The sequence below is a fragment of the Piscinibacter sp. PDB1-1 genome, assembly GCF_056675995.1.
Genome location: NZ_JBWVZJ010000002.1, coordinates 629,468 through 653,132 on the forward strand (window position 1 = coordinate 629,468; position 23,665 = coordinate 653,132).

At 67.0% G+C, this 23,665-nt stretch carries 21 protein-coding genes; 9 read left to right on the forward strand and 12 right to left on the reverse strand.

The features are described 5' to 3' along the window. Window positions 1-9: 9 nt before the first annotated feature. Together AC1KAR_RS14580 and AC1KAR_RS14585 are read right to left on the reverse strand one after the other, a co-directional pair. Window positions 10-2,406, reverse strand: coding sequence for a DUF1549 and DUF1553 domain-containing protein (locus AC1KAR_RS14580; RefSeq protein ID WP_480318895.1), 2,397 nt, complete (start codon window positions 2,404-2,406; stop codon window positions 10-12). Between the two features lie 11 nt (window positions 2,407-2,417). Then, window positions 2,418-5,114, reverse strand: coding sequence for a TonB-dependent receptor (locus AC1KAR_RS14585; protein WP_480318897.1), 2,697 nt, complete (start codon window positions 5,112-5,114; stop codon window positions 2,418-2,420). Window positions 5,115-5,458: 344 nt separating this feature from the next. On the opposite strand from AC1KAR_RS14585, the gene AC1KAR_RS14590 reads away from it, so the two are divergent. Then, window positions 5,459-5,629 (forward strand): hypothetical protein, encoded by a 171-nt coding sequence (locus AC1KAR_RS14590; protein ID WP_480318899.1) that lies wholly within the window; start codon window positions 5,459-5,461, stop codon window positions 5,627-5,629. A 58-nt stretch (window positions 5,630-5,687) separates the two neighbouring features. Continuing rightward, complete coding sequence (locus AC1KAR_RS14595; protein WP_480318900.1) at window positions 5,688-6,077, forward strand: hypothetical protein; 390 nt, start codon at window positions 5,688-5,690, stop codon at window positions 6,075-6,077. A gap of 9 nt (window positions 6,078-6,086) precedes the next feature. Here AC1KAR_RS14595 and AC1KAR_RS14600 read toward each other — a convergent pair whose 3' ends face one another. The 7 genes from AC1KAR_RS14600 to AC1KAR_RS14630 all read right to left on the reverse strand — a co-directional run bounded on the left by AC1KAR_RS14600 (window position 6,087) and on the right by AC1KAR_RS14630 (window position 14,003). Next, complete coding sequence (locus tag AC1KAR_RS14600) at window positions 6,087-6,638, reverse strand: hypothetical protein (RefSeq protein ID WP_480318902.1); 552 nt, start codon at window positions 6,636-6,638, stop codon at window positions 6,087-6,089. A 169-nt stretch (window positions 6,639-6,807) separates the two neighbouring features. Beyond that, window positions 6,808-8,115 (reverse strand): glycerate kinase type-2 family protein, encoded by a 1,308-nt coding sequence (locus AC1KAR_RS14605; RefSeq protein WP_480318904.1) that lies wholly within the window; start codon window positions 8,113-8,115, stop codon window positions 6,808-6,810. A 13-nt stretch (window positions 8,116-8,128) separates the two neighbouring features. After that, entirely contained in the window at window positions 8,129-9,019 is an 891-nt protein-coding gene (locus AC1KAR_RS14610; RefSeq protein WP_480318906.1) for a 2-hydroxy-3-oxopropionate reductase, read from the reverse strand. A gap of 26 nt (window positions 9,020-9,045) precedes the next feature. Continuing rightward, window positions 9,046-9,840: an HpcH/HpaI aldolase family protein gene (locus AC1KAR_RS14615; RefSeq protein WP_480318908.1), complete on the reverse strand. Its 795-nt coding sequence runs from the start codon at window positions 9,838-9,840 to the stop codon at window positions 9,046-9,048. A gap of 99 nt (window positions 9,841-9,939) precedes the next feature. Continuing rightward, window positions 9,940-10,899, reverse strand: a complete 960-nt coding sequence (locus tag AC1KAR_RS14620; RefSeq protein WP_480318910.1) for a Bug family tripartite tricarboxylate transporter substrate binding protein — start codon at window positions 10,897-10,899, stop codon at window positions 9,940-9,942. Between the two features lie 413 nt (window positions 10,900-11,312). After that, window positions 11,313-12,053 (reverse strand): FadR/GntR family transcriptional regulator, encoded by a 741-nt coding sequence (locus AC1KAR_RS14625; protein ID WP_480318912.1) that lies wholly within the window; start codon window positions 12,051-12,053, stop codon window positions 11,313-11,315. Between the two features lie 105 nt (window positions 12,054-12,158). Then, window positions 12,159-14,003: a pectate lyase gene (locus AC1KAR_RS14630; RefSeq protein ID WP_480318914.1), complete on the reverse strand. Its 1,845-nt coding sequence runs from the start codon at window positions 14,001-14,003 to the stop codon at window positions 12,159-12,161. A gap of 226 nt (window positions 14,004-14,229) precedes the next feature. Between AC1KAR_RS14630 and AC1KAR_RS14635 the strand changes: the two genes are divergently transcribed. The 7 genes from AC1KAR_RS14635 to garD all read left to right on the forward strand — a co-directional run bounded on the left by AC1KAR_RS14635 (window position 14,230) and on the right by garD (window position 21,951). Beyond that, window positions 14,230-15,048 (forward strand): NAD-dependent epimerase/dehydratase family protein, encoded by an 819-nt coding sequence (locus AC1KAR_RS14635; protein WP_480318916.1) that lies wholly within the window; start codon window positions 14,230-14,232, stop codon window positions 15,046-15,048. 53 nt (window positions 15,049-15,101) lie between these two features. Then, on the forward strand, window positions 15,102-16,085 hold the full coding sequence (locus AC1KAR_RS14640; protein ID WP_480318918.1) for a TRAP transporter substrate-binding protein: 984 nt from the start codon (window positions 15,102-15,104) through the stop codon (window positions 16,083-16,085). Window positions 16,086-16,142: 57 nt separating this feature from the next. Continuing rightward, the gene (locus AC1KAR_RS14645; RefSeq protein ID WP_480318920.1) at window positions 16,143-16,676 is read left to right on the forward strand and encodes a TRAP transporter small permease; all 534 of its coding nucleotides are present in this window, start codon (window positions 16,143-16,145) and stop codon (window positions 16,674-16,676) included. Continuing rightward, window positions 16,676-17,959: a TRAP transporter large permease gene (locus AC1KAR_RS14650; RefSeq protein WP_480318922.1), complete on the forward strand. Its 1,284-nt coding sequence runs from the start codon at window positions 16,676-16,678 to the stop codon at window positions 17,957-17,959. The genes AC1KAR_RS14645 and AC1KAR_RS14650 overlap by 1 nt, the downstream gene beginning before the upstream one ends. A 27-nt stretch (window positions 17,960-17,986) precedes the next feature. Further along, a complete protein-coding gene (locus AC1KAR_RS14655; RefSeq protein WP_480318924.1) occupies window positions 17,987-19,000 on the forward strand; it encodes a lactonase family protein in 1,014 nt (337 codons plus the stop codon). A gap of 154 nt (window positions 19,001-19,154) precedes the next feature. Further along, entirely contained in the window at window positions 19,155-20,246 is a 1,092-nt protein-coding gene (locus tag AC1KAR_RS14660) for a porin (protein WP_480318926.1), read from the forward strand. 133 nt (window positions 20,247-20,379) lie between these two features. After that, window positions 20,380-21,951, forward strand: coding sequence for a galactarate dehydratase (gene garD, locus AC1KAR_RS14665; RefSeq protein ID WP_480318928.1), 1,572 nt, complete (start codon window positions 20,380-20,382; stop codon window positions 21,949-21,951). Here garD and AC1KAR_RS14670 read toward each other — a convergent pair whose 3' ends face one another. From AC1KAR_RS14670 to modB, 3 genes are read right to left on the reverse strand one after another with little or no spacing between them, the layout of a single operon-like run. Beyond that, window positions 21,952-22,311 (reverse strand): winged helix-turn-helix domain-containing protein, encoded by a 360-nt coding sequence (locus tag AC1KAR_RS14670; RefSeq protein WP_480318929.1) that lies wholly within the window; start codon window positions 22,309-22,311, stop codon window positions 21,952-21,954. Next, window positions 22,308-22,991 carry an ABC transporter ATP-binding protein gene (locus AC1KAR_RS14675; RefSeq protein WP_480318931.1) on the reverse strand — a complete coding sequence of 228 codons (684 nt, stop codon included), beginning with the start codon at window positions 22,989-22,991 and terminating at the stop codon, window positions 22,308-22,310. The genes AC1KAR_RS14670 and AC1KAR_RS14675 overlap by 4 nt, the downstream gene beginning before the upstream one ends. Further along, a complete protein-coding gene (gene modB / locus AC1KAR_RS14680) occupies window positions 22,988-23,659 on the reverse strand; it encodes a molybdate ABC transporter permease subunit (protein WP_480318933.1) in 672 nt (223 codons plus the stop codon). The genes AC1KAR_RS14675 and modB overlap by 4 nt, the downstream gene beginning before the upstream one ends. Window positions 23,660-23,665 lie beyond the last annotated feature (6 nt).

Here is a 23,665-nt window from a genome sequence, read left to right on the forward strand (position 1 = left end):
TTTTCCTCCTCAGAAGCGGTAGACAAACTCGTTCGAATTGGCCAGCGTGTGGGCCAGGTCGACGAAGGCGGCCAGGCGCGTGGCCTGTGTGTTGGGCAGTTCCTTCAGGCCCACCGGCAGCGCCACGGTGAGGCGGCCTTCGGTGGCCGCGCTGCGCAGGCTCTTGTCGTGCTGCTCGAGGAAGGCAAGCGCGGCGCGGCGCTCGTCCTTCTGCGGCAGGCGGCTGTAGAGGATCTGGAACAGCTTGTCGATCTGCGCGTTCTCGTCGCGCCCGGCCTCGCGGATGGCGCGGCCGGCCAACGCCTTCGACCACTCGTAGACCACGTCGTTGTTGAACAGCGTGAGCGACTGCTGCGGCGTCGTGGTCACCTCGCGGCGGCTGTGCGGGTTCTGCGGCGAGGCGCCGTCGAAGGTCTCGAACAGCGGGTAGGGCACGCTGCGCCGCACGTAGACGTAGACGCTGCGCGTGTGGTGGTCGGCGGTGTTCTTGGCCACCGGCCAGAAGGCGGCCACACGGCGGGTCGACTGCTTCATCACCGCATCGGGGATGGGCGGGTAGACGCCCGGGCCGCCGGTGCGCTCGACCAGCAGGCCGGCCGCGGCGAGCAGCGAATCGCGCACCTGCTCGGAGTCGAGCCGCTTGCGGGGGTACTGCGCGAGCAGGCGGTTGTCGGGGTCGACGCGGGCTACGTCTTCGCGGTAGCTCGAGGCCTGGCGGTAGGTGCTGGAGAGCAGGATCTCGCGCGTCAGCTTCTTCACGCTCCAGCCGTTCTTCACGAAGTCGGTGGCCAGGTGGTCGAGCAACTCGGGGTGCGAGGGGCGCTGGCCGGCGCGGCCGAAGTCGCTCACGGTCGGCACGATGCCGCTGTCGAAGTAGCTGGCCCACAGGCGGTTGACGAAGACGCGCGTGGTCAGCGGGTTCTCGGGGTTCAGCAGCCAGTCGGCCAGCGCCGTGCGGCGGCCCGAAGAGGTGGCCGTGGGCGTGATCTTCGGCGTGACGAGCTTGGGCGTGATGAGCGCCGGGAAGCCGGGCTGCACCTCGTCGAGCGGGCGCTCGTGGTTGCCGCCCTCGTAGACGAACTGCCTGGCGGCGTCAGGGTGACCCAGCTCGGTCAGGCCCGAGATGATGGTGGCGCCGCCCTCGGGCCGCTTGCTGTTGAACTCGCGGTACTCGCGCAGCAGCTTGGCGTACTGCTCCTGGCGCGCCTTCAGCTCGGCGAGCTTCGCCTTGTCGAAGTCCTTGTCGGCCGAGGCCTGCTCGTAGGCATTGCGGAAGTAGGCATTCGTCATGCCGTAGAAGCTGTAGTCCCAGCCGTAGTCGGGGTTGTCCTTCACCACATACTGGTCGAAGCGGTAGTTCAGCCAGCGGTCGAGCGAGTTCCACTCCGCCTTGGGCTTGTGCAGCGACACGCGGCCGTCTTCGTAGAAGCGCTCGCGGCCGTAGTTGATGACCTCGTCCTTGTACGGGGTGATGAAGGCATCGAGCTTCTTGCGCACCGGCGCCGTCTGGTCCTGCCAGGCAGCGAAGTCGGCCTCGAACTTGCGCTCGCGCTCGCCCTTGTCCACCACCGGCAGCGTGTCGCTCGGAATGGTGTTGGCGAAGAAGGCCTGCAGCTGGAAGTATTCCTTCTGCGAGATGCGGTCGGCCTTGTGGTTGTGGCAGCGCGCGCACTCGATGGTCTGGCCGAGTAGCACGGTGCCCACCGTGTCGGTCATGTCGCTGATGCTCTGGTAGCGCTTCTGCAGCAGGTCGCGGTGGTCGGGCGCGTCGGGGTAGCCGCGCAGGAAGCCTGTGGCGACCAGCGCCTCCTGCTTGCCGGGCCACAGCTCGTCGCCGGCGATCTGTTCGCGGATGAACTGGTCGAAGGGCTTGTCCTCGTTGAACGCCTTGATGACGTAATCGCGGTAACGCCACATGCCGGGGCGCTGCTCGTCGTCGGAGTAGCCGGTGGTGTCGGCAAAGCGCGCCAGGTCGAGCCAGCGGCGCGCCGCACGCTCGCCGTAATGAGGCGAGGCGAGCACGCGGTCGACCAGCTTTTCGTAGGCGTTCGGCGAGCGGTCGTTGACAAAGGCCTTCACCTCGTCGGGCGACGGGATCAGGCCGTTGGCGTCGAGGTACACGCGGCGGATCAGCGTGTGGCGATCGGCTTCTGGCGAGGGCGCGAGCTTGTTCGCTTCGAGCTTGGCCAGCACGAAGGCGTCGATCGACGTGCGCGCCCAGCGCTTGTCCTTCGGCACCGGCACGGCCGGGGCCTTGATGGGCTGGTAGGCCCAGGTGGGCGAGATCGCGCGGGCGGCGGCCGCAGGGGCCGACACCGGCTTCTCCTGCGACGACACCGACACCGAGGCCACGCCCAGCGCGGCCACCAGGCCCGCCACAAGGGCGAGATGGGTTCTCTTCTTCATCGGGGTTCTCCTCAAAGCTTGGTGGTGAAGGTGAAACCGAACATGCGCGGGAAGCCCGGCGCGTAGGCGTTCCAGGTCACGTTGCGCGGCGTGTCGTCATCGAACAGGTTCTTGACGTAGGCGTTGACGTCCCACTGGCCGCGGCCGCCCGACACGCCGAGCGACAGGTCGGTGACGCTGGAGTCCTTGATCCACGCGTACTCGGACAGGTTGTTGTCGGAGTTGAAGCGGCTCGCGTAGGTGGTGTTGATGCTGGTGTGGAACAGCTTGTCGCCCAGCACCGGCGTGCTGTACGAGGCGCCGATGTTGAAGCTCCACTTCGATGCGCCGGGCAGCGTCTTGCCCGAGGCGTCGTAGTACACGCCTTCGTTGGCGCGCTCGACCGGCAGCGCGGCCTTGTCGAAGCTCACGTAGCGCGCATCGTTGTAGGCGCCCGAGAAGCGCAGTTCCAGGTCGCGCACGCCGGTGTAGGCGAGGTCGAGCTCCACGCCCTTGGCGCGCACCTTGGGCACGTTGCCGGCGCCCGAGACGTACACCGGCGTGGCGTTGGGGTCGGTGGAACGGGCCAGCGCGGTGGCCACCGTGTCTTCGAAGTACACCGTTTGCTGGTAGTCGGTGATGTCGTTGACGAACACCGCGGTGGCCACGTTGAGCTTGCCACCCAGCCAGGTGCCCTTCAGGCCCAGCTCGAAGGCGTTGTTCTTCTCCGACTTCACCTCGTACGAGGTGGGCGTGCCGGTGGTGGCCAGCACACCGGGCACACCCGACTTCTCGCCGTGCGCGAAGGTCAGGTAGGCGGTGGTGTCGAGGTCGATCTTGTAGCTGGGGCTGATGCTCCAGGTGAACTGGTTCTCGCGCACGCCCTGGGCCTGGTACGGCTGGTAGAGCGTGCCGATGCGCCCGAGGCGGATCGACTTGGCATCGGCCACCTGCTGCTGCTGCGCCGCCGAGAGCGCAGCGTAGCTGGCCACGCCGAAGTAGCGCTGCGCCACGCGGTCGGCCACCGCCTGCTGGGCCGCGGTGTTGGTGGCCAGGGACCCGTTGGCGTTGGTGTTGAAGCCACCGTTGGCCGCCGGGTTCAGGTCGGTGCCGTAGCCGTTCTGGATGATCTTCGACTCCTGCATCAGCTGGCGGCTTTCTGCCGTGAAGCGCGCGCCGCCGTTCAGGGTGAACGCATCGGTGACGGCCCAGTCGGTGCTGCCATAGAGCGCCAGCGACTTGTTCTTGGAGACGATGGGCGTCTTGCGCCACAGGTCGGCCAGCGAATCCACCATCAGCATGCGGCCGGCCGAGCTGGTGTCGAGGCGGTTGTACTGGTTGGTGGAGGCAAACCAGGCGCCACCGTCGCTGCCGAAGGCCGCGTTGCTGCCGCTGTCGTTGCTGGTCTTGATCGCGAACAGGCCGGTGTGCAGATTCACCGTCTCGCTCAGCTTCGAGTCGAGGCGGAACTCCTGGCTGAACTGGCTGTACTTGATGTTGTTGCCCGCCGCCGACTGCACATCGAACACCGTGCCTTCATCGTCGCGGAAGGCGTTGAAGTAGTAGTCCTTGAAGGCGGTGGTCGAGGTCAGCTTGTTGCTGTCGTTCACCGCCCAGTTGAGCTCGAACCAGGCCGCATTGCTGCCCGTCACCAGGCCCTGCTGCGAATCGCTCGCGATGAACTCCTGGTTGTAGTAGTTGCCTGCGACGGTGTAGTCGGCGTTGCGCACGAACCAGGGCCGGCCCAGCCGCTGCTCGGTGGTCAGCGAGTTGTTGACCGCACCGTTGGCGTAGTAGGCCGGGGTCGGGCCGAAGAAGAAGTTGGTGGAGCCGACGTTCGCGTTTTCGCTCATGCGCGGGCTGATCTCGATGCCCAGACGGGCATCGAGATCGGGCGTCGGCGTGAGCAGCACCTGTAGGCGGCCCGAGACGCGATCGGAGTTGATGTACTGGTTGTCGGTGTTGTAGCTGTTGAGGATCCAGCCGCCGCCCTTGTTCACGCGCAGCGAGGTGCGGTAGGCCAGCAGGCCGTCTTCGATCGGGCCGGTCGCCACGGCCGTGGCGCTGACGTTGCCGTTGGCCTCGCCATAGCTTTGCGGCTCGTACTTGTTGAAGCCCAGGGACACCTCGGACGAGGCCACGAAGGCCGGCCGCTTGTACTTGACCTGGATGGCGCCGACGGTCGAGTTCTTGCCGAAGGCGAAGCCCTGCGGCCCACGCGACACGGCCACGGTGTCGATGTCGTAGAAGTCGAAGCTGGCCAGCGGGTTGTACGCGTAGGCGATGCCGTCGACGTACAGGCCCACGCTCGGGTCGGCCGCCTGGCTGTTGGCGATCTTGCCCAGGCCGCGGATCGAGTAGTTGCTGGTCTGGCTGTTGCCGTAGTTCCACTTCACGTTGGCCATCCGCTTGGTGATGGACTCGAGCGTGACGGCCTCTTCGGCCTTCAGGTCTTCACCCGCGATCACCGACACCGACTGCGGGATGTCCTTCACCGCCTGCAGCGCTTGGCGGCTGCGCACCACCACGCTGTCGAGTTCGATGGCCTCGGCCGGCGCGGCTGCTGGAGCTGCTGCCACTGCAGCAGCGGGCGCCGTGGGCACTGAGGGAGCCGAGGCCGCTGCTGCCGGCTTGGGTGCAGCACCCGCCTTCAGAGCCTCCAGTTCCTTGCGCAGGGCGGCGTTCTCCTTCTGGAGCGCCTCGAGTTGCGCGTCATCAGCGGCATGCACCGCGGGCGGAACGCAGAAAGACGAGGCAGCGAGGAGCGTGATCGCTGCGGTGCTGGAAGCCGTGCGTGTGAAGAGTTCTCGGGATGGCCTCTGGTCTGAGTGCGTGGGCCGTTGTCGATGCTTGAGCAAAGCGTTTCCTTCCGATGTCGAGAATGAATCGAACAGGAACAACGCAACCGATGTGCCATTGGAATCACGCCCGATGCAGATGCATAGACGCTTTGCGATTCGTCCGGCGCCACCCTCGTGGAATCTGATCAGGACGAGGTTCATCCAGGGTTGTGACGCGCGCTGAGCCATGCGCTAATCACCTTCTCGCGGCTCGCTTTCAACCAAGCGCGCTGTTGCTTCCGCAGCAACGCTGGCCACGACGCTTCAGCGCCAAGGGCTTCCAGGTGGCGGGCGCCACCGGCTCGGAAGACTATGAGCAGGAAGGCGGCAAGGCGGTGGCGCACATCCAGGCCCCGCCGCCGCGCGTGGCGGCCAACGGCGCCGCGTCTGCGCCACGGCCATAACCCCGGCCAGGCCGACGGGGGTGGCTGGTACGCTCAGGCGCACCAAGGATGCCCCCCGATGACTCTGCGCAAGCACCTCAACCTGCTGCTCCAGGCCCTGACCGTGTGGGTCGGGTTCTGGCTGCTGGGCCTGCCGGCCTACTACCAGCAGTACGCCATAACCACGATGGCGGTGGCCAGCGTGTTGCTCTCGGTGGCGATCTCGCTGGCAGCCATCGCGGTGCTGCGGCGCGGGCGCGAAGAGACCCGCATGGCGCGGGCCTTCTGGCTGTCGGTCTACTACACGCTGCCGTTCGCGGCGCTCGATGCGCTCTATTGCGGCTGGCACCTGGGCCACGGCCCAGGCTTCCTCGCGCGCTACTGGTACCTCTCGGTGTTCTACCTCACCCCGTGGCTCACCTTCATGCCCACGGCGGCGCTGCTGCGCAGCCGCGGGCGTGATGCCTAGAACGCTGGCTCAGCGCGAGGCCGCGGCCCGCCGCGCCTGCTTGGCCACCAGCAGCTTCGCGTCGGCGCGTTTGGCGCGGGTGACCGCGCGCTGGTAGACCTCTTCGGCCTCGGTGCGCATCTCGACGGCGCGAGCCAGCGCTTCCTTGTAGCGCTTCACCGTGTAGGTGTTCTCATTGCCGATGTAGATCGTGCGGCGCTGCGGCGTCTCGCCGTAGCGCGGCAGCGATACGAGCAGGTTGCACTCGCTGACCTTGGCGCCGGGGCGGGTGCGAACGATAGGACCGGAGATGCCCACCGGCAGGTCGGTGGTCTTGTTCTCGTTGGGCACGCGCTGCAGGCGCGAGGGAGCAGGCAGCTTGGCGATGCGCTTGAGCAACTCGTCGGTGGCGGCCCTGAGCGAAGCCGCGGCGCCGGTACCGTCTTGCGAGCCATCGGAGAAGAGCTTGGTGCCACCGTAGCGGAGCTGCCAGCCGTGGGTGGCGCGGTGGTCGATGCGCTGGATGCCTTGCGGCACCTTGAAGCGCTTGCCGTTGAAGATGGTGACGTCTCTGGTTTTCATGAGGTTCCCGTACAGCTGAGTGAACCTCCCTCGAAGGTCATGTTGTTCTAGCTTGTCGGCGCATTCTGGCCTCAACGAAATAACTTTGCTCGCGTGTGGATGCACGGCCGTGCTAATGCGCATGGTGATGAGCATGCGCGACCACCGAATTCCGCGGCCGCCCGAGCGGCTACAGCACCAGCAGCGCCCGGAAGTCGTTGACGTTCGTGTACGTGGGGCCGGTGACCACCAGGTCGCCCAGCGGCTCGAAGAAGTGCCAGGCGTCGTTCGCGTCGAGCAAGTCTTGCGCCTTCAGGCCGAGAGCCGATGCACGTGCGAGCGAGGTTGGCGTGACAACCGCACCGGCATTGCTCTCGACACCATCGATGCCGTCGGTGTCGCCAGCGAGCGCCCAGACGTTCGGCTCGCCCTGCAGGGCGATGGCGCAGCCGAGCAGGAACTCCGTGGCGCGGCCTCCGCGGCCCTTGCCCTTCTCGCCCCCTGATTCATCGCTGCGCACGGTGACGGTGGTCTCGCCGCCACTCAAGATCACGCAGGGCCGGGTGAAGGGCTGGCCGCGCCGTGCGACGGCACGCGCGAGCGCCGCGTGCACCTTGCCGACCTCGCGCGATTCGCCTTCGATCTCGTCGCTCAAGATGTGAACCTGCACCCCCGCCGCGCGTGCGGTGGCGGCAGCTGCTTCGAGGCTCGCCTGCGGTGTGGCGATCAGGCGCACGTCGTGGCCCGAAAACCGTGCATCGCCGGGCTTGGGGGTTTCGAGCGCACCGCTGTCCAGCGCGTCGAGCACGGTTTGCGGCACGTCGATGCGGTAACGTTTGAGAATCGCACGCGCGTCGGCGCAGGTGCTCGCATCGGGCACGGTGGGGCCGCTGGCGATCACGCTCGAGTCATCGCCCGGCACGTCGGAGATGAGCAGCGAGACCACGCGCGCCGGCGCGCACATCGCGGCGAGCCGCCCGCCCTTGATGGCCGAGAGGTGTTTGCGCACGCAGTTCATCTCGGTGATGTTGGCGCCGCTGTGCAATAGCGCCTTGTTGATGCGCTGCTTGTCGGCGAGCGTGAGGCCGTCGGCCGGCATGCTGAGCAGAGCCGAGCCGCCGCCGGAGATGAGGCACAGCACGAGGTCGTCGGCGGTGAGGCCACGCGTGAGATCCACGATGCGGCGCGCAGCCTGCGCACCGGCTTCGTCCGGCACGGGGTGCGAGGCCTCGACCACTTCGATGCGCCCGCCGCTGCGCTTGTAGGCGGGCGGCACATGGTGGTAGCGCGTGACGACGAGCCCCGAGAGCGGAGCACTCGCCGGCCACAGCGCATCGACCGCGGCCGCCATCGCACCACCCGCCTTGCCGGCGCCGATGACGATGGTGCGGCCCTTCGGCGGCGGGGGCAGGTGTGCCGCCGTCACGAGAGACGGCTGCGCCGCGCCGATGGCGGCGTCGAACAGCGATTGAAGAAAGGCTCGGGAGTCGAGGCTCATCCGCGCAGTATCGTCAGGCCGCGGCGTCAGGCGCCACCGGATGATTGGCCATCAGCTCCAGAGCCTTGACGAGTGCCGAGTGGTCGAGCTGGTCCATGCCGTTGGCGGCGCAGGCCTGCATGAGCTGCGCGGCACCGGCCGTCTGCGGCAGCGCGACACCCAGCGTGCGGGCACCGGCCAGCGCGAGGCTCAGGTCCTTCTGGTGCAGGTTGATGCGGAAACCCGGGTTGAAGGTGCGCTTGATCATGCGTTCGCCGTGCACTTCGAGGATGCGGCTGGCGGCAAAGCCACCCATCAGCGCCTGGCGCACCTTGGCCGGGTCGGCACCTGCCTTGCTCGCGAACACGAGCGCCTCGCCCACGGCCGCGATGTTGAGTGCCACGATGATCTGGTTGGCCACCTTGGTGGTCTGGCCGTCGCCCACGCCGCCGACGAGCGTGATGTTCTTGCCCATCTTCTCGAACAAGGGCTTCACGCGTTCGAAGGCGGCGTCCTTTCCGCCGCACATGATGGTGAGCGAGGCCGCCTTGGCTCCCACTTCGCCGCCGGACACCGGCGCGTCGACGTAGTCGCAGCCGAGGGCCTCGATCTTCTTGGCGAACTCCTTGGTCTCCATCGGCGAGATGGAGCTCATGTCGACCACGACCTTGCCTTTGCTGAGGCCGGATGCGACACCGTTCTCACCGAACAGCACCGCGGCCACGTCGGGCGTGTCAGGAAGCATCAGGATGACGACCTCGGCCTGCTTGGCCACGCTGGCGGCATCGGGGCAGCTCGTGGCCTTGCCGGCGATCTCGGCCGGGGGCGCCTTGCGGGTATGGACGAAGAGCTCGTGGCCCGCTGCGATCAAGTGGCCGCACATGGGCGCACCCATGATGCCCAGGCCGATGAAACCGATCTTCATGTTGTGTCGTCCTTCAATCATTGGAGTCAATAAGAGCCCGAGCCCGCGTCGCCGGGCTTGCGGCCTGCCTTCATCTTGCCGACCACGGCCTGCGCACCCGCGGCCATCAGCCGTGCGTCGGAGCCGACGGTGACGAACTGGAAGCCCTTGGCGATGCGCGCGAGCGCCGCATCGGGGGCACCGTTGTGAATGCCCGCCACCACGCCGTGCGCCTTGGCGCGCTCGAGGATGTGATCGATGGCCTGCGCGGCCTTCGGGTCCACGTCGTCGAAGGTCGGGGTGCAGCCGAGCGCGAGAGAGAGGTCGGAGGGGCCTACGTAGATGGCGTCGAGGCCCTCCACGCTCAGGATGTCGTCGAGGTTGTCGAGTGCCTGCGCCGTCTCGATCATCGCGAAGCGCACGATGGTGTCGTTGGCGTGGACCGGGTAGTCGGCGCCGCCATACAGGAACGCGCGGATCGGGCCGAAGCTGCGCGTGCCCTTCGGCGCGTAGCTGGTGTAGGCCACGAGCTTTTGCGCGTCTTCACGCGTGCTGACCATCGGGCAGATCACGCCGTAGGCGCCGGCGTCAAGCGTCTTCATCAGGATGCCCGGCTCCAGCCAGGGCACGCGCACGAGCGGCACGGTCGGCGTGGTGGAGATGGCCTGCAGCATGGTCACCATGGCCTGGTAGTCGACCACGCCGTGCTGCAGGTCGATGGTGAGCGTGTCCCAGCCCTGGTGGGCCATGGTCTCGGCCGAGAAGCTGTTGGGGATGGCCAGCCAGCCGTTGACGGCGGCCTCGCCGTTCTTCCACATCGTGCGCAGGCGGTTCTCTCTCATGGGTCGTCCTCGTTGTCTCTTTGTAGATGTTTGGAATGATGAATGGGCGTGAATGAATCTGGCGCGACGAACGGTCCTGTGGGATGCGTTCGCGAATCCTCAATCAAGTTTCACGTTGCCGTCGGCCACCACCTTGGCCCACTTGCTTCGTTCGCGCTCGAAGAAGGGGGCGAACTCGGCGGGCGACATGGTCGCCACCTCGGCGCCCTGCGATGCGAGGCGCGTCTTGATCTCGGGCGACTGGATGATGCGGGTGAGCTCGGCTGCGAGGCGGTCGACCACCGCCTGCGGCGTGCCTGCCGGCACCAGCACGCCTTGCCAGGTCCCCGATTCGAACCCGGCGATGCCCTGCTCGGCGATCGTCGGCACGTCGGGCAGCAGCGGCACGCGCGTCTTCTTCGACACGCCAAGCACCTTCAGCTTGTTCGATTGCACGAAGGGCAGCGTGGCCAGCATGCCGTTCATGACCACCTGCGTCTGGCCGGCCACGGTGTCGGCCACCGCCTGCGAGCCGCCCTTGTAGGGGATGTACTCCCACTTGGCGCCCGTCGCCTTCTCGACGGCCACGCCGGCGAGGTGCGGCGCGCTGCCCATGGCGGTGATGGCGAAGTCGATCTTCTCCTTTTGGGAGAGCGCGACCAACTCCTTCAGGTTGCCCGCCTTCACCGAAGGATGCACGACCAGCAGGTGCGGCGAGTAGGCCAGCATGGCCACGCCCTTCAGGTCCTTCGACGGGTTGAAGGGCAGCTTCAGGTAGACCGAGGGCGAGATGGCAAGAGCACCCACGTCGCACATCAGCAGCGTCAAGCCATCGGCGGGTGATTTGGCAACGGCATCGCTGCCCATGTTGCCGTTGGCGCCGGGCTTGTTGTCGACGATCACCGTCTGCTTGAGCGCCTCGGACAGCGGCTGGCTGATGGCGCGCGCAATGATGTCGGACGAACCGCCCGGCGGGTACGGCACCACGATCTTGATCGGCTTGTCGGGCCAGGCCTGGGCAGTCGCCGCGCCGGCAGCGGCCAAGCACAAGGCCAGCGCCAGAGTCTTTGCGAGGGTCATGGGCGTCTCCTGTTTTGCTGGCGCCGAGGGGCGACCTAGTTGTATGTCATCGTACAACCATGATTGCGCAACTGCAATGCGAAGAACCCGTAGGGGGTGGGGGTTGCAGCGGCTTGCAGAGCGGGAGCGGGCTTCGATACCTCAGCCTGAGCGGGTGGTGGCTTGCGGGGGTGTCTTCGGGCCAATGCTTTGCCGGCTCAGGGCAAGCGTCCTGGCGCTGCAATTTCATCCGCCCCACGGAATCTTTGTGCGCCACCAATCTGGCCCGCTCAGACTGGGGCATTCGCGCGTCTCGCTCAGCCGCTCAGGCTTTCAGCCCACTCAGCCGCAGCCGTTCAGCCCGCTCGATTCGCTCAGACCGCTCAGGCTGAGGTATCGAAGCCCCGCGCCGACACCCGCACGCAACACCCGCCCTAGCGATCGCCCATCAACTCCGTGGCGCGGCGCCGCCGCTCGCGGCTGTTGACGAGGTGGGTGCGCATGGCTGCGCGAGCCGCTTCGGCATCTTGCGCGGCGATCGCGTGGTAGATGCTCTCGTGCTCGCTGTTCACGCCCTTCAGGTAGCTCACGCGCTCGGCATCCGCCGGGTTGGCCGGGTCGAGGCGTGCACGCGGGATGGCCTGCATGCCCAGGGCGCCCATGAGGTCGGCGAAGCGCGGGTTCTGCGTCGCACGCGCAATCTCGGAGTGGAAGGTGAAGTCAGCGTTCACCGCGTCACGGCCCTCGCTCACCGCAGCGGCGATCTCGTCGAGCGCCTGGCGCATCACGGCCAGGTTGGCCTCGGTGCGGCGCAGCGCGGCCAGGCCAGCCGATTCAGTCTCGACGCCGATGCGCAGCTCGAGCACGGCGATCACGTCGCGCAGTGTCTCCATCTGCTCGGGGGCGATGCGAAAGGCACTCGCCTCCCCCGCCCCGACCACGAAGGTCCCGACTCCGTGGCGCGTCTGCACGACGCCCGAGGCCTGCAGCTTGGAGAGCGCCTCGCGCACCACGGTGCGGCTGACGCCGAACTCGTCCATGATCGCCGCCTCGGTGGGCAGCTTGGCGCCCACGGCCAGGGCACCGCTGCGAACCCGGCCGGTCAGTGCATCCACGACGTCGAGTGCGAGGTTGCGGGGCTTGGTGCGTTTGGGGGCCAGCATGGGCGCGTTCATGTCTCTTTTCTCCAGCGTGGCGCCCTTGTTGTATGACAACGCCATCAGGTGGAAATGTATCAAGCCCGGCCGCGCGGGACGGCCGGGCTTTCCTCCATGCGCCCGTCAGGCGGCCGTCACGGGGGCCACGAACGAGATCAGCTTGCCCATGTTCGACACCCAGTTGGCGGTGGAGATGCCCAGGGGCTGCTCCTTCACCACATAGGGGTCGATGCGCGGCGGGTCAGCCGCGTCGTAGGGCGAGGTGTCGTACACGTCCCCCACGTGCTTGCTCATGTACTCGGTGCCAGTGAACGGCGTGGACGGCCCGTTGCCGCGATAGGGGTTGGTCACCTGCGGCAGCTTGGTCAGCCAATGGTTCTTGGTGCCCAGGTCGTCGACCACGGCCTGCGCCTGCGCTTCGGTCACGACCGGGGTGGTCATCACTGCGCCCGCGTACAGGTCGGCAAAGTCGACCTCGCGGATCGAGTAGTACTTGGGCAACGCGCGCGGCCTCTTGTTGTGGATCGGTGAGCGCGCGACCAAGTCGGCGACTTCGGCATCGGTCATCGCGTTGAGTTGCGCGTAGGTGGCGCGCATGCCGGCGATGTTGATGTTGCGCCCGGCCGAGTAGTGGCTGAGCGTCGCCTTGTGGTCGTGGTCGTGGTAGTACGCGCCGTTCCAGATGTTGGAGCCGTAGCGGTGCACGAAGCGGCCGACGTTGGTGCCCAGCTCGATGTAGGTCGGGTGCGTGCGGCCACCGCCCAACAGCGGGTTCTCGGCGATCTGCTGCGGGGTGAGCTTGCAGGTCTCCAACCAGTCGAGCGCCTCGGGCACGCGCGCCAGGTATTTGCGATCGCCGGTGAGGCGGAAGTAATTGAACAACTGCTGCACGTTGGTCTGCGTGGTATGCGTGGCCAAGCCGCGCGGCTCGTAGCTGCGCGCGGCCGCCGGGGCGCCGGCGGGTCGGCCGTTGCGGTCGGTGGCCAGGTGCTGCAGGCCCCAGCCGGCCTGGGGCCCGGGCTGCTGCATGCGGCGCAGGCATTCCATCGCGCGGTGGATGTGGGGCACCAGGTGCGTCGCCCCGAGCCCCACCACGCACATCAGCAAGAACTTGATGTTCTCGCCCGCCACGTCGTCGTTAAAGGTGACCATGGTGGTGTAGTCACCGTCTTCCATGCCTTGCGTGGCACCGGCGGGCAACTGGCCCGGATTGGGCCGCGGCATCGACGAGATCGCGTTCGGGTTCACCGGCCAGCGCTGCGGCCAGCCGCCGTCGGCCACCCCCCCCTTGAATTGCGCCGCCAGCACGAAGCCGATCGCCTTGAGCACCGGCACCAGGAAGCGCGGGTCGCGCTTTTCGAGGAAGACGCGCAGCAGGAACTGCGACGACACCGCCGTGCCCGCATCGTCGAAGGTCGCGTTGCCGTAGTAGTGCTGGAACTCCTCGAGCCGCCAGCCGTTCTCGCCGATGGTCGTGTACCACTGGCGCAGCGAGCGCTCGCCGGCGAAGTCGTAGATGTAGTTCCAGCCGCCGGCATGGTGCTGCGCTTCGACCAGTGCCTTGGCCGTGCGCACCGCCGCCTGGTAGTAGGTCTCGTCGCCGGTCGCGTGGTAGGCATCGAGGAAGGCATGGCCGGCGGTCGGCGTGCCCGGGGGCTGGATCCAGCACATGGTGCGCTTGGCCTCCATCTCGCCCCAGACGGTCGAGAAATCAGGCAGGTACTGCCACACATAGCCGCCGCGGTACGACACGGTCTCGTTCATGAACTTGGCGGCACGTTTCATGGCATCGAGCGCTGCCCCCTGCGTGCCGGCGGGTGCGGGCGGCTTTGCCCGCAAGGCCTGGGCACGCTCGGCCGCTTCGGCGGCCTCTGCGGTCTCGGTTGTCGTCTGAAGGTCATCCCCGCCACCACAGGCGGACAGCGCCAGGGGCGCAACACTGGATGCCACGAACATTCTTCGCTTCATCGGAGTCTCCTATCAAATGTTGGTTGACTTGTCAGTCATCGGTCATCGTATGACTGCGGGCGGGAGTGTCGTTCTGCGGAACGCGTCACGCCAACTGCAACCCTTTTCAGGTATCGGACATCAGGGAAAGCCCGGCGGTGGGCTGTCTTGACGCAAGCGGACCCTTGACGGACGATTCGGATGTTGTACGACAACCTACAACATGCCTCCACTTTCCGAGCCCGCCATGCCTGTCGCCATCACGCCCCTTCGCTTTCCCCGCCTGCTCCTCACCGGTGCCGCAGGCGGCTTGGGCAAGGTGCTGCGCCCCCGCCTGAAGGCGTATTGCGACACCCTGCGCCTGAGCGACATCGCCGAGCTGGGAAGCGCAGCCGCCGGCGAAGAGTTGCGCCCTGTGCGCCTGGAAGACCGCGAGGGCGTGCTCTCGCTGCTCGAAGGCGTGGACGCCGTCGTGCACCTGGGCGGCGTCTCGACCGAACAGCACTTCGACCTGATCCTGCAGGCCAACATCGTCGGCGCATACAACCTGTATGAAGCCGCGCGCAAGAACGGCGTGAAGCGCATCGTGTTCGCGAGCTCCAACCACGTCATCGGCTTCTACCGGCAGGACGAGGTGCTCGACAACAAGGTGCCGCTGCGGCCAGACGGCCACTACGGCCTGTCGAAGGCGTACGGCGAGAACCTGGCGCAGTTCTACTTCGACCGCTACGGCATCGAGACGGTGAGCCTGCGCATCGGCTCCTCATTCCCCGAGCCGAAGGACCGCCGAATGCTCGCCACCTGGATGAGCTACGACGACCTGGAGCGCCTGGTGATGGCCAGCCTCACCGCTCCGGTGGTCGGCCACAGCATCATCTACGGCGTGTCGGACAACACCACCACCTGGTGGGACAACACCGGCGCCCGCCACATCGGCTACCGCCCGCAAGACAGCTCCGAACAGTTCCGCGTGGCTGTCGAGGCACGCCAACCCACCATCGACTTCACAGACCCCGCCACGCTCTACCAGGGCGGCGCCTTCGTGCGCACCGGCCCGATCGAGTGACACCTTCACTCGCCTGATTTCCCACGCTAGATCACAACACCTGGAGACACACAATGACTCTGCGCAGAACCTTCCTCGCCGCGGCCATCGCCACCGGCACCCTGGCCGCCAGCTTCACGGCCACCGCCCAGACCATGGTCATGAAGGCCGCCGACGTGCACCCCGCGGGCTACCCCAACGTGGTGGCCATCGAGAACATGGGCAAGAAGATCGAGGCCGCCACCAACGGGCGCATCAAGTTCCAGATGTTCCCGGGCTCCGTGCTCGGTGGCGAGAAGGAAATGATCGAGCAGACCCAGGTCGGCGCGATCCAGATCCTGCGCACCTCGCTCGGCCCGATCGGCCCCGTGGTGCCGGAAGTGAACGTGTTCAACATGCCCTTCGTCTTCCGCGACGAAGCGCACATGCGCGCCGTGATCGACGGCCCGATCGGCCAGGAGATGCTCGACAAGATCACCGCCTCGTCAGCCAAGATGGTCGGCCTGGGCTGGATGGACGGCGGCTCGCGCAGCCTCTACACCAAGAAGCCGGTGCGCAAGCCCGAAGACCTGAAGGGCATGAAGATCCGCATGATGGGCAACCCGCTCTTCGTCGACACCATGAACGCGATGGGCGGCAACGGCATCTCCATGGGCTACGGCGAGGTGTTCACCGCACTGCAGACCGGCGTGGTCGACGGCGCCGAGAACAACCCGCCCACCCTCTTCACCGCCAACCACTACCAGGCCGGCGCGAAGTACTACACCCAGACCAACCACCTGATCATTCCCGAGATCTTCGTGATGTCGAAGGTGAGCTGGGAGAAGCTCTCGAAGGAAGACCAGGCCCTGTTCCGCAAGTTCGCCCGCGAGGCGCAGATGGAGCAACGCGTGCTGTGGGACAAGAGCGTGGCCGACTACACCGCCAAGCTCAAGGCGGCCGGAGTCGAGTTCATCACCATCGACAACAAGCCCTTCTATGACTCGACCGCCGCGGTGCGCGCCAAGTACGGCGCCCAGTTCCCCGAGCTGATCAAGCGCATCGAAGCCACGAAGTGATGACCGTGCCGGTTGCGCCTCTCGGCACAACCGGCACCTGAGATTTCAAGAGTCCCCATGGAACACCCCATCGTCCGCGCGCTCGACCGCCTGTACCTCGCCGCCATCTGGGCGGCCGGCATCTCCATCTTTCTCATGTCGATCATCATCCCCTGGGGGGTCTTCACGCGTTACGTGCTGGGCACGGGATCGCAGTGGCCCGAGCCCATCGCCATCCTGCTGATGATGGTGTTCACCTTCATCGGCGCCGCTGCCGCCTACCGCGCCGGTGCGCACATCGCCGTGACCATGCTGACCGAGCGCCTGCCGGGGCCGCTGCAGAAAGCGCTGTCGGTGCTGGTCGACCTCTTGATGCTGCTGGTGTGCGGCTTCGTCACCTGGTACGGCATCAACCTGTGCATCGAGACCTGGCGCCAGCCGATCGCCGAGCTCAACTGGCTGCCGGTGGGCGTGACGTATGCGGCGCTGCCGATCGGTGCGGCCATCACGCTGCTCTTCGTGCTGGAGCGCATGGTGTTCGGCCCGCAAGGCCATCGCCCGCTGATGCGCTTTGAAGAGCAGCTGGATGAAGTGACCGGGGGAGCACGCTGATGGACGCCCTCGTTCTGCTCGGAAGCTTCTTCGTGCTCATGATGCTGGGCATGCCGATCGCCTACTCGCTCGGCCTGTCGGCTTTGATCGGCGCGCTGTGGATCGACATCCCGCTCGACGCGGTGATGATCCAGCTCGCCTCGGGCGTCAACAAGTTCTCGCTGCTCGCCATCCCCTTCTTCGTGCTGGCCGGCGCCATCATGGCCGAGGGCGGCATGGCGCGGCGCCTGGTCGCGTTTGCCGGCGTGCTGGTCGGCTTCGTGCGCGGCGGGCTGTCGCTGGTCAACATCCTCGCCTCCACCTTCTTCGGTGCGATCTCGGGCTCGTCGGTCGCCGACACCGCCTCGATCGGCTCGGTGCTCATCCCCGAGATGGAGAAGCGCGGCTACCCGCGCGACTTCGCCACCGCCGTGACGGTGAGCGGCTCGGTGCAGGCCATCCTGATCCCGCCCAGCCACAACGCGGTGCTGTACTCGCTCGCGGCCGGCGGCACGGTGTCGATCGCCGCGCTCTTCGTGGCCGGCGTGTTGCCGGGGCTGCTGATGGGCATCACCCTCGCCGTCCTGTGCCTCTTCATCGCCAAGAAGAAGAACTACCCCAAGGGCGAGGTGATCCCGCTGCGCCAGGCGCTCAAGATCTGCCTCGACGCGATGTGGGGCCTGATGACGATGGTGATCATCCTCGGCGGCATCCTCTCGGGCGTGTTCACCGCCAACGAGTCGGCCTCGATCGCGGTGGTGTGGGCCTTCTTCGTCACCATGTTCGTCTACCGCGACTACCGCTGGCGCGACCTGCCCAAGCTCGTGCACCGCACCGTCAAGACGGTGACGATCGTGATGATCCTGATCGGCTTCGCGGCCTGCTTCGGTTACCTGATGACGCTGATGCAGATCCCGTACATGGTGACGCAGTACTTCACCAGCATCTCCGACAACAAGTACGTGATCCTGGCGCTGATCAACGTGATGCTGCTGGTGCTGGGCTGCCTGATGGACATGTCGCCGTTGATCCTGATCTTGACGCCCATCCTGCTGCCGGTGGTCACCAAGCTCGGCATCGACCCGGTGCACTTCGGCATGATCATGATGGTCAACCTCGGCGTGGGCCTCATCACGCCGCCGGTGGGTACGGTGCTCTTCACCGGCAGCGCTGTCGCCAAGCTCTCGATCGGCACGGTTTCGAAGGCGTTGATGCCCTTCTTCGCGGCGCTGTTCGTGGTGCTGATGATGGTCACCTACCTGCCCTGGCTGTCGACCTGGCTGCCGCGGGCGCTGGGCCTGTGAGCACGACGCGCCCATGAGCACTTCCCGATGAGCACCATCGCCTACGTGAGCAACGCCGGCAGCGGCGAGATCTCGGTGCTGCAACTCGACGAGCACACCGGCACGCTCACGACGCTGCAGACCGTGGCGCCTGGCGGCATGCTGATGCCCATGGCGCTGAGCCCCGACAAGCGCTTCTTGTACGTGGCGCGACGCAGCGAGCCCCTGGCCGCGATCGCGTACGCGATCGACGCACGCAGCGGTCAACTCACGCTGCTGGGCGAGGCCGCGCTGCCCGCCAGCATGGCCTGCATCTCGGTCGACGCCACCGGGCGCTGGCTCTTCAGCGCTTCGTATGGCGGCAACGTGGTGGCCGTCAGCCCGCTCGGCGCAGACGGCCTGCCGCAAGCAGCGCAACTGGTCATCCCGACCAAGCCCAAGGCGCATGCCATTCACGCCGCCGCCGGCAATCGGTTCGTGTTCGCCACCTCGTTGGGTGGCGGCGAGGTGATGCAGTTCCGGTTCGACGCATCCACCGGCCAGCTCACGCCGAACGAGCCGCCCACGCTCGCGCTGCGCGCAGAGTCCGGCCCGCGGCACTTCGTGTTTCACCCGCACGCGCCCTTCGTCTATCTGCTCAACGAGCTCGACGCCAGCATCGACGTGCTCGCCTGCGACGCGCAGGCCGGCACGCTGCAGCACCGCGCTACCGTGAACGCTCGCCCCGCGGAGTTGAGCGGCGAAGCGTGGGCCGCCGACCTGCACCTCACGCCCGATGGGCGCTTTCTCTACAGCAGCGAGCGGCACACCAGCACGCTCGCCGCGTTTGCCGTCGACGCCACCACAGGCGGGCTGACTTCGCTCGGATACAGCGCGACGCAAACGCAGCCGCGCGGCTTCGCCATCACGCCATCGGGACGCCATTTGCTCGCCGTCGGACAGCGTTCGAATTGCATGGGTGTGCACTCCATCGACGGCAGCACGGGTGCGCTGCGGCCGGTGTCTGAACACGCCCTCGGCGTCGATCCGAACTGGGTCGAAGTGATCGAGTTGCGCGCTTAGCGCGCGCGACGTGATGCCTCAACCCAACACTACGCAACAACCACAAGTTACTTCCGTTCACACCCAGCGCATGCTCGCCGTCGCGCGCTGGGACAAGGCGACGCGCCTCCGACCACAAGTCAACGGCTCTCAATCAACCCGAGGAGATAGAAACATGCATACCCGCATTCAAAAGACCTTCCTGGCCGCGGCAGCCCTGCTCGCCGTCGGCGCAGCGCAGGCGCAGTCGAGCGTCGTGGCTTACGGCCTGATCGACCTCGCCGTCGACAACTTCAAGGCGGGTGACGCGCTTGGTGGCACCGACGTTTGGAAGCTCGTCGAAGGCACCCAGAACGGCTTCAACGGCTCGCGCGTGGGCTTTCGCACCACCGAAGATCTCGGCGGCGGCCTGAAGGCCAACGCCCTGATGGAAATGGGCCTGAACGCCGATAACGGCATGCTGGCGCAAGGCGGGCGCGCCTTCGGCCGCCAGGTGTACGTCGGCCTGTCGCACGCCAATTTCGGTGAAGTGCGCCTGGGCCGCCAGTACATCCTGGAAGACTCGGTGATGTCCTACGCCACGCCTTGGGGCAACGCCGCCGTCAACAACACCGGCACCGCCGTCACCAACATGGGCGGCAACCTGCCGTTCTGGCTGAACGCACCCCGCGCCGACAACGTCGTCCAGTACCAGACTCCGAGCTTCGGCGGCTTCTATGCAGCTGCTCAGATCGCCCCGGGCGAAGCCACGGCCGACCGCTTCCACGGTGTGAAGGTGGCCTATCAGGCGGGCCCGATCAACGTCGGGCTGTCGTATGAGTGGAACAAGTCGCGCTCGACGGGTGACGACATCAACAAGTCGCTGACCATTGGCGGCAACTACAACTTCGGCTTCATGCGCCTGGTGGGCGGCTATCAGTCGAACGAAGACCTGCTTCTCGGTTCGGGCAACGGTGCGTTCATCGGCAACAACCTGACCGTGAACGTGGGCGGCGCCGTGCCGACCTTCCTGGCCAACAAGATCAGCGGCTATACGCTGGGCGGTGTGTTCCCCGTGGGCGCCTTCGAGTTCGGCGTCAACTACACCGACATGGACTACGAAGGTCAAGGCCGCAGCGCCTCGCTGGGCAAGGCTGCCGGCACTGCACGCTACAACCTGTCGAAGAACACCTTCCTGTACACCGGCTACTCTTTCTCGACCGGTGACCTGAAGGAACGCATCAGCGAGTCGCAAGTGTTCCAGGCCGGCATGCGCATGGCCTGGTAAGAACCGCCTCCGAGAGCGCCCGAGGCGCTCTCGAACGGTTCCCCGTTCGCCCCGAGACTGCGCTGTTGTTGACACAACGCAGGCCCGGGGCGAATCTCTTTGCAGCGCACCCACCGTCAGAGCCCGCACCGCCATGAGCCCCCTCTACATCACCATGCATGAGCGCGACAACGTCGCGATCGTCGCCAACAACGGGGGCCTGCCCGCGGGCACCGTGTTCCCGAGCGGTCTCACGCTCGTCGACAAGGTGCCGCAGGGGCACAAGGTGGCGCTGGTCGACATTGCCGCCGGCGACACCGTGCGCCGCTACAACGTGACCATCGGCCGCGCGGCACGCGCGATTCCCGCCGGGAGCTGGGTGCACGAGCGCCTGCTCGAGATGCCCGAGGCCCGCTCGCTCGACGGCCTGCCCATCGCCACCGTCAAGCCACCCGCCCAGCCGCCGCTCGAGGGCTACACCTTCGAGGGCTACCGCAACGCCGACGGCTCGGTGGGCACGCGCAACATCCTCGCCATCACCACCACCGTGCAGTGCGTGGCGGGCGTGGTCGACTTCGCGGTTCAGCGCATCAAGCAAGAGTTGCTGCCCCGCTTTCCCAATGTCGACGACGTGGTCGGCCTGGAGCACACCTATGGCTGCGGCGTGGCGATCGATGCACCCGACGCGCCGATCCCCATCCGCACGCTGCGCAACATCAGCCTCAACCCCAACTTCGGCGGCGAGGTGATGGTGGTGAGCCTGGGCTGCGAGAAGCTGCAGCCCGAGCGCCTGCTGCCCCCGGGCAGCTTTGCCATCGTCGACGAGCGCAATGTCGCCGATGTGGGTGCCACCAGCGAGGCCAAGCTCGATGTGGTGTGCCTGCAAGACGAAGCGCACGTCGGCTTCATGTCGATGATCGACCACGTGATGTCTACCGCCGAGGAGCACCTCGAACGCCTCAACGCCCGCAAGCGCGAGACCGTGCCCGCCAGCGAACTGGTGGTGGGCGTGCAGTGCGGCGGCAGCGATGCCTTCAGCGGCGTGACCGCCAACCCCGCGGTCGGCTTCTGCACCGACCTGCTCGTGCGCGCCGGCGCCACCGTGATGTTCAGCGAGAACACCGAGGTGCGCGATGGCGTGGACCAGCTCACCTCACGCGCCAGCACGCCCGAAGTGGCCGAGGCCATCATCCGCGAGCTGGGCTGGTACGACGCCTACCTCAAGCGCGGCAGTGTGGACCGCAGCGCCAACACCACGCCGGGCAACAAGGCGGGCGGCTTGAGCAACATCGTCGAGAAGGCGATGGGCTCCATCGTCAAGAGCGGCAGTGCGCCCATCAGCGGCGTGGTCCCGCCCGGCGAGAAGGCGCGCCAGAAGGGCCTGCTCTATGCCGCGACGCCCGCCAGCGATTTCATCTGCGGCACGCTGCAGCTTGCCGCCGGGATGAACCTGCATGTGTTCACCACCGGCCGCGGCACGCCCTATGGCCTGGCGCAAGTGCCGGTGATCAAGGTCGCCACGCGCAGCGACCTGGCGCGCCGCTGGCACGACCTGATGGACGTGAACGCTGGCCGCATTGCCGATGGCGAGGCCACGATCGAAGAGGTGGGCTGGGAACTCTTCCGCCTGATGCTCGACGTGGCCAGCGGCCGCAAGCAGACCTGGGCCGAGCAGTGGAGGCTGCACAACGCGCTGGTGCTGTTCAACCCCGCGCCCGTCACCTGATCAGGATTTCGCCACCAGCTTGACGAGCGCCGCGAGTTCGTCGGCGCACACGCGTTCGGCCCGCGCCTCGATGCCGCGGTAAAGCGAGATCAGCGCCTCGCCCTCGGGCGTGAGCAGGCTGCCACCGCCATGCGTGCCACCTTGGGCCGATGCCGTGGCCGGCTTGCGCAGGCACGCATTGAGCTCCTCGAGCAGCAACCACGCGCGGCGATACGACATGCCGATCGCACGCGCCGCCTGCGTGATGGAGCCGTGATCGCGGACCGCCTCCAGCAGCTCGATCTTGCCGGGCCCGATGGCGATGGTCTCGCCGCGCCGTACGCGCAGGCGAAAGCGCGCTTCGGTCTTGCCGCCGCTCATGGCTGCGCTGTGGCCTCGCTGACGATGCGCCCTGCCGCCAGGTTCACCACCTCGTCGGCAAAGGCGTCCACATCGGCCGGGTCGTGCGTGATCAGCAGCATCGGCGTGGCGATGTCGCGCTGCAACTGCGCGAGCTCGATGCGCAGCTTCTGGCGCAGTTGCGCATCGAGGGCGGCGAAGGGTTCGTCGAGCAGGATGGCGCGCGGCTTGGACACGAGCGCGCGCGCCAGGGCCACGCGCTGGCGCTGCCCACCCGAGAGCTCATGCGGGTAGCGGCGAACAAGCGACGTGAGCTCGAAGGCCTGCACCCACCGCTGCACTTCCGGGTGCGCGGTGCGCTGGCCGGGATTGCGCCAGCCGCGGTGCAAACCGAAGGCGATGTTCTGCAGCACGCTGAGGTGCGGGAACAGCGCGTACTCCTGGAACAGGTACGCCAGATGGCGCGCCTGCGGCGGCAGGTCGATGTGCTGCCCGCTGTCGTACAGCGTGTCGCCGTCGATGCGGATCGAACCGGCATCGGGCCGCATCAGCCCGGCCATCGCCTTGAGCGTGATGGTCTTGCCAGCCCCCGAAGGGCCGAAGAGCACCAGACGGCGCGCCTCGCTGTGCAACCGCACGTCGAGATCGAACGGCTGGCCGTTGCCCTGCAGGTGCTTGCGGAGGGCGATGTCCCAGGTCATCGCACGATCACCCGCACCGGTGCCAGGCGGCCGGCCAGCAGCAGCACAGCCACGCAGGTGAGCGAGGTGATGCCCACCAGCACGTTGGCCACGTCGTCCTGGCCGGCCTGCACCGCCTCGAAGACGGCGATCGACAGCGTCTGCGTGCGCCCAGGAATGCTGCCCGCCACCATCAGCGTGGCGCCGAACTCACCGAGAGCACGCGCAAAGGCCAGCAGCACGCCCGCCAGAATGCCGCGCCACGCGAGCGGCAGGCTCACGCGGAAGAACACGCCGGCCTCCGACACCCCCAGCACCCGCGCCGCCTGCTCGTACTGCGCGTCGACGTTCTCGAAGGCCGCGCGCGCCGACTTGCACACGAAGGGAAAGGCCACCACCGCGGCCGCGATCACCGCGCCCTGCCAGGTGAAGATCAAACGAATGCCCAAGCTTTGCTCCAGCCACTGGCCGATCCAGCCCTTGCGGCCGATCAGCACCAGCAGGTAGTAGCCCAACACAGTGGGCGGCATCACCATCGGCAGCAACAGGACCGCGTCGAGCAATTCGCGGCCCGGGAAGCGCCAGCGCGACAGCGCGTAGCCCATCGCCACACCCATCACCGTGGCAATGAGCGTGGCGAACAGTGCCACCTTGAGCGAGAGGCCGAGCGCGACCCAGGCGGCATCCATGACGCG